This window comes from Kordia algicida OT-1 (assembly GCF_000154725.1).
Classification (GTDB): domain Bacteria; phylum Bacteroidota; class Bacteroidia; order Flavobacteriales; family Flavobacteriaceae; genus Kordia; species Kordia algicida.
The window spans coordinates 1,677,235-1,689,842 of record NZ_DS544873.1; the positions used below are offsets into that span (position 1 = coordinate 1,677,235).

11 protein-coding genes are annotated in these 12,608 nt (G+C 33.8%); 4 read left to right on the forward strand and 7 right to left on the reverse strand.

The window, feature by feature from the left end:
• Positions 1-76: 76 nt before the first annotated feature.
• The 7 genes from pabB to KAOT1_RS07065 form a co-directional block, all read right to left on the reverse strand.
• Positions 77-1,387, reverse strand: a complete 1,311-nt coding sequence (gene pabB / locus KAOT1_RS07035; protein ID WP_040559389.1) for an aminodeoxychorismate synthase component I — start codon at positions 1,385-1,387, stop codon at positions 77-79.
• 322 nt (positions 1,388-1,709) lie between these two features.
• Positions 1,710-3,980: an aconitate hydratase gene (locus tag KAOT1_RS07040; protein ID WP_007094066.1), complete on the reverse strand. Its 2,271-nt coding sequence runs from the start codon at positions 3,978-3,980 to the stop codon at positions 1,710-1,712.
• Between the two features lie 336 nt (positions 3,981-4,316).
• Positions 4,317-5,267, reverse strand: coding sequence for a DUF6438 domain-containing protein (locus KAOT1_RS07045; RefSeq protein WP_007094067.1), 951 nt, complete (start codon positions 5,265-5,267; stop codon positions 4,317-4,319).
• A gap of 123 nt (positions 5,268-5,390) precedes the next feature.
• Entirely contained in the window at positions 5,391-6,344 is a 954-nt protein-coding gene (locus KAOT1_RS07050) for an AAA family ATPase (RefSeq protein WP_007094068.1), read from the reverse strand.
• Between the two features lie 9 nt (positions 6,345-6,353).
• Positions 6,354-7,787: a peptidylprolyl isomerase gene (locus KAOT1_RS07055; protein WP_238528692.1), complete on the reverse strand. Its 1,434-nt coding sequence runs from the start codon at positions 7,785-7,787 to the stop codon at positions 6,354-6,356.
• A 4-nt stretch (positions 7,788-7,791) separates the two neighbouring features.
• Positions 7,792-8,640: a hypothetical protein gene (locus KAOT1_RS07060; protein ID WP_007094070.1), complete on the reverse strand. Its 849-nt coding sequence runs from the start codon at positions 8,638-8,640 to the stop codon at positions 7,792-7,794.
• 5 nt (positions 8,641-8,645) lie between these two features.
• A complete protein-coding gene (locus KAOT1_RS07065; RefSeq protein WP_007094071.1) occupies positions 8,646-10,628 on the reverse strand; it encodes a peptidylprolyl isomerase in 1,983 nt (660 codons plus the stop codon).
• Between the two features lie 256 nt (positions 10,629-10,884).
• Between KAOT1_RS07065 and KAOT1_RS07070 the strand changes: the two genes are divergently transcribed.
• From KAOT1_RS07070 to KAOT1_RS07085, 4 genes are all read left to right on the forward strand, one after another.
• Positions 10,885-11,250: a T9SS type A sorting domain-containing protein gene (locus KAOT1_RS07070; RefSeq protein WP_007094072.1), complete on the forward strand. Its 366-nt coding sequence runs from the start codon at positions 10,885-10,887 to the stop codon at positions 11,248-11,250.
• 105 nt (positions 11,251-11,355) lie between these two features.
• Positions 11,356-11,589: a hypothetical protein gene (locus KAOT1_RS07075; protein WP_040559931.1), complete on the forward strand. Its 234-nt coding sequence runs from the start codon at positions 11,356-11,358 to the stop codon at positions 11,587-11,589.
• A 94-nt stretch (positions 11,590-11,683) separates the two neighbouring features.
• Complete coding sequence (locus tag KAOT1_RS07080) at positions 11,684-12,205, forward strand: OmpH family outer membrane protein (protein WP_007094074.1); 522 nt, start codon at positions 11,684-11,686, stop codon at positions 12,203-12,205.
• A gap of 175 nt (positions 12,206-12,380) precedes the next feature.
• Positions 12,381-12,575, forward strand: coding sequence for a hypothetical protein (locus tag KAOT1_RS07085; RefSeq protein ID WP_007094075.1), 195 nt, complete (start codon positions 12,381-12,383; stop codon positions 12,573-12,575).
• Positions 12,576-12,608 lie beyond the last annotated feature (33 nt).

Here is a 12,608-nt window from a genome sequence, read left to right on the forward strand (position 1 = left end):
GTAAATCCCTTATTATACTTAGTATTCCCAAAGATAATTAATTAGACGAATTATCAATAAAAACGGCTTAGAAATGTTAGTTTTCCAACACTTCTCGCATCGCTTTTGCCTTAATTAAACATTCTTCGTATTCTTTTTCAGGAATGGATTTTGCCGTAATAGCGCCACCAACCGAATAGGAAACGTATTTTTTACTGCTATTGTAGAGAATGGAACGAATAACGACGTTGAAATCAAAATCATTGTTTGGTGTAAAATAACCAATCGCACCCGAATAGATTCCGCGTTTGGTTTCTTCTAAATTTTCTATGATTTGCATCGCAGAAATTTTTGGTGCGCCAGTCATACTTCCCATAGGAAAGGTTGTTTGTAGAATTGCTACAGGATTTTGGTTTTCTGTTACTTCTGAAACGACTGTGGAAATCATTTGATGTACTTGGTCAAATGTGTAAATTTTGCATAGTTCTTCAACTTGCACGCTTCCTTTGACGGCTGTTTTTGCGAGATCATTACGGACTAAATCGACAATCATAATATTTTCGGCACGTTCTTTTTCGTCATTTTGCAGATTTTCTATCAGTTGTTGATCTTCTAAAATATCCGTAGAACGTTTTGCTGTTCCTTTGATAGGTTGCGACGTGATTTTCGTCCCTTTTTTCTTGATGTAACGTTCAGGTGAAGCCGAAAGAATGTATTTGTCACTCAATCGCATATAGGTTGCAAAAGGCGGTTTTGAAATCGCGTTTAAGTGCGTATAGGTTGAAAGCGGATCAATTTCTGCATTTTCAGCATAGAATTCTTGACAAAAGTTTGCTTCGTAAATATCGCCACGATGAATATGTTCAAGCAATTTCGTGACTTTTTCGTGGTACTCGTCTTTGTGAATGCGGAGTTTTATTTTGGGACGATATTCTTTGTTAGAATCTTTATGCGTGAATAATTCAGCGTCTATTTTTGTATTAAATATCTCCTGAATGTCTGCTTCCAATTCATCATCAATCACTTTTAAATACTGGACTTCAAGAATATTTCCTTTGAGTAAGAATACTTTTTTAGGTTGAAAAAAATACAATTCTGGAAAGTGTAAACCATCGTAGTTTTGAGAAATTAAATGCTCTACATCATTTTTTAAATCGTAGGATAAATAGCCAAAAATCCAATCGTTTGTCGTTTGTTGATATTCGTTTAGTTTCTGAAAAGCTTGTATGTAATCGGTTTGTAGAAGTGTCAACGCATCTACTGCTAGTATTGCGTCAAATTCACTATTTTGTGCGTGATAATTATTTGAATCGAGCCAAACTACTTCATGATATTGCTGACTCCACAACAACAATTGTTGCTTTACGACAGTAGGGTTTTCTAGGGAAAATTGTAACGTGACTCTCAAGAATTCAAGTTTAGATTGCAAATTTCTTAATTAATCAGCGTTTTGCCAAATGTTTATAGGTTTGTCTTTGTTCTGTGGATTTATTTATGATTCAAAATTTTAATTCTTCAATTAAAAAAGAAAAAAGCCTTAAATTTTTACTTAAGGCTTCTTAAAATGGAATAGCAGCAATACTATGACATTGTAACGTCAAAAGTAAGTTATTTATTATAATTACATCTGTATTTTTCTTCAACATTTCTAGTCTTTCAATTATTAACAAAAAAAGACCCTGAATTTTCATTCAGAGTCTTTGTATGATAAACTTGCTAGTTTTGAGTGACTAAGCGTTGTTTTCTTTTTTAATTAAGTTTAATGCAGAACCTTCATTATACCAGTCAATCTGACTTTGGTTGTATGTATGATTTGCTACAATTGTGTCTTTGCTTCCATCTGCATGAACTACTTCGATAGTTAATGGTTTGTTTGGTGCAAATTCGTTTAAGTCTAAGAAGTTGAAAGTATCATCTTCTTGAATTAAATCGTAATCATTTTCATTGGCAAACGTTAATCCTAACATTCCTTGTTTTTTCAAGTTTGTTTCGTGTATACGTGCAAATGATTTTACCAATACTGCTGCAACTCCAAGATGTCTTGGTTGCATTGCTGCATGCTCACGAGAAGAACCTTCACCGTAGTTGTGATCTCCAACTACAATGGTTTTGATTCCAGCTGCCTTGTAAGCTCTTTGCGTTTTTGGAACTGCATCATATTCTCCATTTAGTTGATTCTTCACGAAATTGGTTTTCATGTTGAATGCGTTTACGGCTCCAATTAAGGTATTGTTTGCAATATTATCTAAATGTCCGCGGAAACGCAACCATGGTCCTGCCATAGAAATATGGTCTGTTGTACATTTTCCGTGTGCTTTGATTAATAGTTTTGCTCCTGTAATAGAATCTCCAAGTGGTTCAAATGGAGTTAATAATTGTAAACGCTCAGAATCTTCTTTTACTGAGATTACCACATTGCTTCCATCTTCTTCTGGAGCTAAGTAACCGTTGTCTTTTACGTCAAATCCTTTTGGAGGTAATTCCCAGCCTGTTGGCTCGTCTAGCATTACTTCTTCTCCGTTTTCGTTGATTAACGTATCTGTCATCGGATTAAAATCCAAACGTCCAGCGATTGCGATTGCCGCTGTAATTTCTGGTGAGGCTACGAATGCGTGTGTATTTGGGTTTCCGTCTGCACGTTTTGCAAAGTTTCTGTTGAACGAGTGAACAATACTGTTTTTTGGTGCATTTTTCGGATCATTGTAACGTGCCCATTGTCCAATACATGGTCCGCAGGCGTTTGTAAATATTTTTGCGTCTAGCTTTTCAAAAACATCTAGAATTCCGTCACGTTCAGCTGTGTAGCGTACTTGCTCAGATCCTGGATTGATTCCAAACTCTGCTTTTGTTTTTAAGCCTTTGTCTAACGCTTGTTGTGCAATAGAAGCTGCTCTTGATAAATCTTCGTAAGATGAGTTGGTACAAGAACCAATTAATCCCCATTCTACTTGCATTGGCCAGTCATTTTCCTGTGCTCTTTCTGTCATTTCTTTTCCAACCGTTGTAGATAAGTCTGGCGTAAATGGTCCGTTTAGTAATGGTCCAAGTTCAGACAAGTTGATTTCAATCACTTGATCGAAATATTGTTCTGGGTTTTCATATACTTCTGCATCTCCCGTAAGATAGTCTTTTACTTCATTTGCTGCGTCAGCTACATCACTTCTATCTGTGGCACGTAAATAACGTTCCATGGATTCATCGTAACCAAATGTTGAAGTTGTTGCTCCAATTTCAGCTCCCATGTTACAGATAGTTCCTTTTCCTGTACAAGACATTGAGATGGCTCCAGGTCCAAAATATTCAACGATAGCGCCTGTTCCTCCTTTTGCAGAAACAATTCCAGCTACTTTTAATATTACGTCTTTTGGTGCTGCCCAACCTGAAATTTTTCCTGTAAGTTTTACACCGATTAGTTTTGGAAATTTTAATTCCCAAGGCATTCCTGCCATAACATCAACGGCATCTGCACCACCAACTCCGATGGCAACCATTCCTAATCCACCTGCATTTACCGTATGCGAATCCGTTCCAATCATCATTCCACCTGGAAAAGCATAGTTTTCTAATACTACTTGGTGAATAATTCCTGCGCCTGGTTTCCAGAATCCGATTCCGTATTTGTTTGATACTGACTCTAAGAAATTGAATACTTCGCTACTGTTGTTCATGGCAGATTGTAAATCGGTACTTGCTCCAACTTTTGCTTGGATTAAGTGGTCACAGTGAACGGTTGTAGGAACTGCTACTTTGCTTTTTCCAGCTTGCATAAATTGCAATAATGCCATTTGTGCAGTTGCATCTTGACAAGCAATACGATCTGGAGCAAAGTCAACATAGTCTTTTCCTCTTACAAACGCTTTGTCTGCCATTCCATCCCATAAATGCGAGTACAGTATTTTTTCTGAAAGTGTTAATGGTTTACCAGTAATTTCGCGTGCTTTGTCTACACGCTCCACTATTGTTTCGTAAACCTTTTTTATCATGTCAATATCAAAGGCCATATATTCGTTTTTTTAGTGTTTTGAAAGTCTTGCAAAATTACGAAATTATCTTGATTTTTAAAAATCGACAGTAGAACATTATTTTATCGAAATTATTTTTAGCTAATATTCGATTTTGTTGAATAAAACTCAAAATAACTCTCAAAAGAGACTTTAAATTACGAATTTAGCAATACAGGCGTTTTAAATTTCGATATTCTCAAAACTTCCTGAGTTTTAGCTCTTTTTTTTCATTCTAAATAATATACAACTATGAATTTGTCGGAGAAATTTACGCATAGAATTGATTAAATTCAGCATTTATTATGAAGCATACGCACTACAACCTTTTACATGTTACTTTATATTATTATTTATCTCAAAAAGTTTTTTGTAGATCACACGAAGATTGTATGTCCCGAAACGTCCATAATCGTAGATTTCTTTTACATCTCCGTTTTTAAAAGTGACTTTAAGGATTGCTGAAGGATTGTCTGTTGCATTTACAGCATACCGATCTTTTAAGCTTTTCACGTCCGTATATTCAATGAGTCTGAACAACGTTTTAACTTCTTCAGAACGCAGTTTTAGTTTTTTTTGACCTTTAAAATTAACAAATCGCTTTCCATGATATTCCAAATTTCCATCTGAAGTTATTTTCATTTCAAAAGCAGGACAGCTTCCGTAACAAGGAGTTGCTTCAAAATGAATTTCTTTGATTTCGTTTGTATGTTTTGTCCACTTGCTATTTAGTTGTACGAATTCTCCATATTTAATTACCAAAGTATCTTTTCGAAAGTAAAAATCACGAATTACCGCTACTACTTTATTTTTTTCTCGATCGTATTGGAAATCCTTTTGATTTTTTTCTACAATGATGTTTTTATATTTCTCAACATCAAATTTTGATATTTTTATTTTTCGAATAAAGAATGTTTGATTTTTGATACGTTCCATAGAGATGGATTCTAAATCTTCATTTTTATAAATTCTGCTAACATCAAGCATTTTTATTTCCTTAAATGTATCATTGTCTTTGTTTAGAATGAAAATCGTATCACCTATATAATCTATAACTAAATCGGTGTCCCCATCGTTATCTAAATCTATTTTTTGAACTACTTCGTTAAAGTCTTCAGTATCGATTTCATCTTCACCTTCAAAAATTGCTTCAAAAGTGTATTCTTTGTTTATTTCTTTTTCAAGAAATGTAGCGACTTCTTTGAATGTTTTCAGATTTTCAATAGTTTGTGCAAACACACTATTTGAAATGAAAATTAGTAGTATTATTAAAATCAATTTCTTCATTTGATGACTTTTTTTGTAAGGTACAATGAACAATAGCTTTTTAAAAACTTAATTTTTCTTTTTAAACAAAAAAATCACAAACTTCCGCTTGTGATTTTATATGATTTTAGAGTATGTTTTCTTTTAGAATAGACTTTCAATAATTTTTTCAATCGTGATTCCTTCGGCTTCAGCCTTATAATTTCGAATGACTCTGTGAGATAAGATTCCGATAGCAACCGCCTGAACATCTTCAATATCTGGAGAAAATTTCCCATTAATCGCCGCATGTGCTTTTGCCGCTAAGATTAGATTTTGTGAAGCTCTTGGTCCTGCTCCCCAATCTACATATTGTTTTACTATGTCAATAGCACTTGCTTCTTTTGGACGTGTTTTCGATACCAAACGAACTGCATATTCAATGACATTATCCGCCACAGGAATTTTACGAATGAGTTTTTGAATTGTAATAATTTCTTGCGCGTTGAATAGTGCTTTTACAGAAGTTTCTACATCAGTAGTCGTAGCCTTAACTACTTTTACTTCTTCGTCAAACGTAGGATATGTTAAGTGAATGGCAAACATAAAACGGTCTAATTGTGCTTCTGGTAAAGGATACGTTCCTTCTTGCTCAATTGGGTTTTGTGTAGCCAATACAAAGTACGGCAAATCGAGTTTGTAGTGATGTCCAGCAACAGTCACCGCGCGTTCTTGCATAGCTTCTAGTAAAGCGGCTTGCGTTTTAGGTGGTGTACGGTTGATTTCATCTGCTAAGATGATGTTGGCAAAGATTGGTCCTTTAATGAATTTGAAGTTTCTAGATTCATCTAAAATTTCACTTCCCAAGATATCACTTGGCATTAAATCTGGTGTAAACTGAATACGTTTAAAGTCTAACCCTAAAGTCGTTGCAATGGTGTTTACCATTAAAGTTTTTGCTAGTCCAGGAACTCCAATCAGTAATGCATGTCCTCCAGAAAATATGGATAGTAATATTTGATCTATTACTTTTTCTTGACCAACAATTATTTTAGAAATTTCGTTCTTGAGTTCCTTGTGCTTTTTTACAAGGTTTTCAATAGCAGCAACATCTGACATAGAATTAGTTTATTTTTTTAACCAGTTATTTTGAAATTCACAATCGCGATTTCCTTTGTTTACATTGATATAGGTATCTTCAATTTTTTGCTTGATCCACTTTTCTACTTCTTTTAGCTGTTTTTCTTTGAGCGCTAAATTTTTTATTTTGATGTAGTCTTTGGAATAATCTGCAATGTGTTCGTCGTAACGGTTAGTTACTTTGAGTAGTTTGAATCGTTTTTGACCTGTACGCGTTTCATCTATTAAAGGAATAGAGATTTCATCACCTTTTAGAGGTTCGATTTGCGCATATTGTTCAGGATCCATTTTTGTCAATTCGAAGTGTGTATCATATGTAGCAGGATTTATGAGTTTCCCACCATTGTTACGAGTTTCTTTATCGTCAGAGAATGAGCGTGCCGCTTCTTCAAACGTTAATTCGCCTGCTACAATTCGTGTACGTAATGTATCAATCTCCTTACGTGCTTCTTCTAGCCTGTCTGCAGTTACTTCTGGAATTAGTAGAATGTGACGTACATCTCTTTCTTGTCCACGAACTTTTTCTACCATAACTATGTGCCATCCAAAATCGGTTTCAAACGGATCTGAAATTTCACCTTGCTGTAAGGAGAAAGCAACATCTTTAAATTCTTTGGCTAACGATTGTCTTTTGTTGATTGGCATTAATCCACCTTGACGCCCAGACGCTCTATCTTTAGAATATAGAATGGCTTTTGTTCCAAAACTTGAGCCGCCTTCTACTTCTGCTTTGATGTCTTTTAGTTTTTGAATGACTTTGTCTACTGCTTCTTTAGATGGTTCTGGTTCAATGATAATTTGAGATACTTCCAATTCAACTCCAATTCTTGGACGTTGATCTGCTGGAATTTTTTCAAAGAACTGACGTACTTCTTCTGGTGTTATTTCTACATCACGTACTACTTTTGATTGCATACGTTGTGTTAAGAACTGAACTTTTGTTATTTCCGTTAAACGCTTACGCAAAGCAGCTTCGTCTTCCATAGCGTAGAATTTTAACAACTTGTCCATTCCACCAATTTGCTGACTAAAGTATTCAATAGATTGGTTTACACGATCTCTGATTTCTCCGGGAGAAACTTCAATACTATCTTGTATTGCTTGATGCGCATATAATTTGTCTTCCATTAATTTCCCTAGTAGCTTACATTTCGTTAATCCTTCTAAAGAAACTCCTTGTTGTCGTAAATCCAAAAGTGTTTTGTCAATGTCAGAATCAAGGATGATAAAATCACCAACTACTGCGGCTACACCATCAATTTTCACACGCTTCGTTGTTGACTTTGTTGAGTCATTCATTTGCGTTTTTGCTTCTGTCATGGTTTTAGAAACCATTGTTACTTCTTCTTTTGCATCTTCCGTTTCTTGCGCTTGCATTCCAAATGCTACAAGCAGCAAAAGTACATATATACTTTGCTTCATTGTGTTAATTGTAAGTTTCAAACTGTTTTTGCTTAACTGCATCTTTTATGATGTCTTTTTCTAATTTTCTGATAAATTCAAGCTTGCGCTTATTGAGAATGATTTGTCGTACTGTGGGACGTACATACGCGAGTGGCGCAATGTCATTTCTACCTATTTTATCCTCAATTCGCACCAAATATAGTTCTAATGAATCTTCTATTTGATAAAATTGTGATTTTTTTAAGTATTTCTCTTTGTTTTCGTTCGTTATGACAGGAATTTTGTTAAAAATTTGTGTCTGTTTTACCCAAATAGAATCGTTTAGAGAGTAATTATTGAACTGAATTGCTAAAGAATCTAATACGATTTTATCTTCTTCATTAAAACGTTGAAATCTTTCTGCAATTTCTTCGATGTTCGAGTTGTCTTTTCCAATATTTATATATCGCAGTTTTAGCAATTCTTCATTCAGCTTAAAGTTTTCTTTATTTTTACTGTAGTAAGCCGCTTCGTCAAAACCTGTAACAGTGGTATCAATATTTTGTTTTACAATCGCTTCTTTGTACGCTTCTATGTATAAGTCTTTACGATATTCTTCTACCAATTCTTCAAAAGCATCTTGTTTTTCTTGTGGTAAGTTTACTTTAGAACGTTGAATGAATAGTTCTTGCGTTGCCCAACGATTGATGTAATTGTTGACAATGATGGCGCTGTCTTGCTGCGTCATATTGTCTGAAAGCAAATGCTGCAAGTCACTTTTGTACAGGTAACTTTCGCCAACTCTTGCTACAGGTTCGCCTTCATGCTGCGATTGAAAGTATTCGCATGAAGTACATAATAAGATAGTTATGATTACAGCTAATTTTCTCAATATGATTATTTTACCAGTTTTTCTAGTTTGCGATATACTCGTTTGTTTATTTTTACTTCGTAGTTCTTTTTTAGGGACGTAACCCATTCTTTTTCGAGATATACTTGGTAGTCGCTGATGACTTTTCCTTTGATTTCAGAGAGTTTTTTGTAGCTTTCTGGAATGATCTTATCGACTTTTACAATGGTAAAATCTGTTTTTCCATCATTGTATATTTTAGAAACACCTTTTGTAAATTTGAAATCTTCTGGAAGATTTCTGTGTCCTTTTTCAAATACGCCTGGCGAGAAAATGACATTTACTTTACTGTCTTTGTTAACTGCTTTTTTGATTTCATCTAATGATTTTCCAGCTTCAAGCAATTCTTGTACTTTTTTTGCAGAAGCTTCTTTAGAACAGGATGCAATAACAGCTTCCACACGTTCTTTCCATTTGTAGTCTTCTTTATTGTCGTTAAAGAATTTTTCCAAACCTAAAGTATCCGTTTTGGCTTTGTTCCAGATTTCGTTTTCCATTAAATCAAAAAGCAATAATCCATCACGGTATTCTCCATAAATAGCCGCAAAATCTTCATTTACATTTTCTAAATCGCTTTCATAAAAAGACAACAGTTTATTGTCCATAAATTCCTTGTAGTTACGATTGATGAATCCTTTAGCATCAGGATTTTTAACCATATTACGAGAACGATTTTTTAGCAAATATGTTGCAAACTCATCATACGTAACTCTAGTATCATTTATTTGAAATAATGTTTTGTCTAAAAACGTTTTATCTGTTGGTTTTTTCCAGTTTTTACTGAAGAAACTCGCGTCTGCAAGCTTGTAAAAGTCTGCACGTGCTGTTTTTCCTTCTTCAATTTTATATAATTGATTGATCTTTTTTAAAATCGACGTATTAATTACATTTGCCCTTTTGTCGTTCTTTATTTTACGCTCTAAAAGTGGTTTTTCTTCTTCATAACTTTTCATCGGATGTTTTGAGATCAATTGCACAATGTGCCAGCCGAATTCAGATTTGAAAGGTTTTGATATTTCTTTCGCTTTGTCTAGTGAAAATGCTACGTCTTCAAATATTTTTGAGCGCAAACGCCCGCGACCAAATTTTGGTAAAATTCCTTTGTTGACACCAGAACTTCTGTCTTCCGAAAAACGTTTTGCCAACGCACCAAAATCGCCACCATCTTGAATTTGTGAATAAATATCTTTTATTTTTTGCTCAGGATCTTCTTTGTTTTCACCTTCCTTTTTATCTAGTAATAAAATATGTGCAACCGTAATTTCGCCTGCATTGTCACGTATATCTTCTACTTTTACAATATGATATCCAAACTGTGTACGAACTGGCATTGAAACTTCGCCTTTTTGGGTGTTGAATGCTGCCGATTCAAACGGATACACCATTCTAAAAGCTGAGAAATACCCAAGATTTCCTTTGTTTGCTGCTACTTTTTGATTTCCTTTCGCAGATGGATCATCAGAATGCTTGACTGCCATTTCTCCAAAATCTGCACCTTCAAGAATCGATTTTCTGATGTCCATGATTTTGTTGTACGCAGCCAACGTGTCTTTTGGAGCAGCATCTAGCGAAACATTGATGAGTATGTGACTTGCTTTTACCTCTTTTTGCAAACGATCGTAGGCTTCTTTAGTTAGCTTTTCAGTAGCGTTATTATCTGTCATGTAGTTTCTAGATAATTGCTTACGGTATCCTGCCAATTCCTTTACATAAGAGTCTTTTTCGTCAAGTTTTAAGTTTTTTGCTTCTTTTAGCTTTAGCTTATATTCTACGAATAAATCGAAATATTCTTCAATTTCCTTCTGATCTTTCTCGTCTATAATGTCAAGATTCTTTTTATAAACTCTTGAAAATTCAGAAACATACGTTGGCTCACCTTCAATAGTAAATAGTACTTTATCTTTTTTGGACTGCCCAAAAGTGGTAAACGATACCAAAAGAATAAGAAATAATTGAATGCTATTTTTCATCTATTAATTTTTGTTTTTTTTATACTTTCAGATACTTTTCGTCGAAGATTTACATATAATAAATTGCCTCGACGTATTTCGCTGTATATTTTTTGAGAAAGACAAAAATAAGAATTCAGCAATATTTCACAACTAATAAGGAAGTTGATTCTGATTGTCTTTTGATTTTTTGGCTTAATTTTTGAAGTTTTAACATAAAAAGAACGTTTTCTTTTTTTGGTTAAAATGAATTACAAACAGTATAAAACATATTCTTATGAAGAAAATTTACCTTTTTATCACTGTATTTATGATGACATTGACACTTTTTGCACATACACAAGAACGCAAGAAATCCGTTGATTTTTATGCTGTAAACTATTCGCTTGCACAAGATTTTTCTAATGAAAATTTAAAAAAAGTATCCACAAGTTATCACAACGGCAAATTGTCAATAGTTGGTTTGGAAAAAACCGTACAGATTGAAATCTATAATTTATTAGGAAAAAAAGTGGTATATCTCAAAAATGTGAATATTCGCGGAACTTTTCATAAGTTTTTAGATTTGCCACGAAATAATATTTATATCGTAAAAATATCTTCATCAGATTTTTCAAAAACATTTAAGATTGTTGCGAAGTAATTTAGAAAGATATCGTTATTGAGCGAATGAATTTCATTCGCTTTTTTTATGCTTTTGGCTGTTGTTTTTGAAGAAGATAATTACTTTTGCAAAAATTTATTTAAAATGGCGAAGGTAAAATTGATTTGGGATTTTAGAGGTCCCGCAGCAAAACGTACTGCTGAACATCATTGCATTCACTTGAACGATTTTACAAAAATGGAAAACATTGAAAGCGAATCGATTAAAGTAGAAGAATTTTCAGAAATGCACGTTTGCGCCACCATGATTATCCATGAAAATGATGTGCCTTTTATGCGAGAAAAATTGAAACCGCATAGAGGACAACGCGTAAATTAACAACGATAAAAACGTTAATTTTATGTGATATCGTTTTTTTGGTATGATGTTTTCATTACTTTAGCCAACTTTGAAAAATATAAAATTTAATTCGATGAAAATTAAACATTTACTTTACGCATTTGCTTTCGTATTTTGTTCGTACACAGTTAGTGCTCAAACGAAAGTAGGAACTGTAAACATTAATATCCTTGTGTCTAAATTGCCTGAAATTACGCAAGTAAAACAAGGAATGGAAGCTTACGAGAAAGAGTTACAAGGCGATTTAAAATTAAAGTTAGACGCTTACGGAAAGGAAGTTGAAGAAGCAAATAAAGCTTTTGCAACGATGTCAGAAGAAAATAAAAAGAAGAAACAACAAGAAATTTTCGATTTGGAAGCTGATATTCAAAAGTTTAGACAAAATGCTGTGCAATTGGTTCAGTTACGCCAAGATGAATTAATGCGCCCGTTATACAAAAAGGTAAGTGACGCTGTAGCCGTAGTTTCAAAAGCAGAAGGTTACACACAAGTTTTTACACTTGATGGAAATGAGTTGGCGTACGTAGATCCGCAATATGATCTTACTTTGAAAACAGCCGCAAAACTTGGACTTACTATTGAAACTAAGAAATAAGTATTTTTAAAATAATGTAAAAGCCTTGTATTCATAATAATACAAGGTTTTTTTATGTCTTTACACGATCTCAAATTCATAAATTTGAGTTACAACTTTTGGTTTCTTAACGTTATTTCTTTCTTTTCAGGCAGATGATTTGATATCTTGTTTTCGAAATCAAAACTATATAATTATGAAAAAAAGAGATTTACAACAATCGTTAAAACTTAAGAAAACTACGATTTCATCATTTTCTGAAAAATCCTTAAAAGGAGGAACATTATCAGATATTTATACGAGTCGTTTTGTTGATCTATGTTTTGGTGTGCAAACAAGCTATCAAGGAGTTTGTGCTATTCAGTGCGCGCCAACTACAACTGAACCTTAGAAGAAAACTTAGGTTATAAAGAAAAGGCTGTTC

Coding starts and splice junctions, on each gene's coding strand:
- KAOT1_RS07040 (WP_007094066.1), bottom strand. CDS start 3,980: ATGGCCTTTGATATTGACATGATAAAAAAGGTTTACGAAACAATAGTG.
- KAOT1_RS07045 (WP_007094067.1), bottom strand. CDS start 5,267: ATGAAGAAATTGATTTTAATAATACTACTAATTTTCATTTCAAATAGT.
- KAOT1_RS07050 (WP_007094068.1), bottom strand. CDS start 6,344: ATGTCAGATGTTGCTGCTATTGAAAACCTTGTAAAAAAGCACAAGGAA.
- KAOT1_RS07055 (WP_238528692.1), bottom strand. CDS start 7,787: ATGAAGCAAAGTATATATGTACTTTTGCTGCTTGTAGCATTTGGAATG.
- KAOT1_RS07065 (WP_007094071.1), bottom strand. CDS start 10,628: ATGAAAAATAGCATTCAATTATTTCTTATTCTTTTGGTATCGTTTACC.
- KAOT1_RS07070 (WP_007094072.1), top strand. CDS start 10,885: ATGAAGAAAATTTACCTTTTTATCACTGTATTTATGATGACATTGACA.
- KAOT1_RS07075 (WP_040559931.1), top strand. CDS start 11,356: ATGGCGAAGGTAAAATTGATTTGGGATTTTAGAGGTCCCGCAGCAAAA.
- KAOT1_RS07080 (WP_007094074.1), top strand. CDS start 11,684: ATGAAAATTAAACATTTACTTTACGCATTTGCTTTCGTATTTTGTTCG.
- KAOT1_RS07085 (WP_007094075.1), top strand. CDS start 12,381: ATGAAAAAAAGAGATTTACAACAATCGTTAAAACTTAAGAAAACTACG.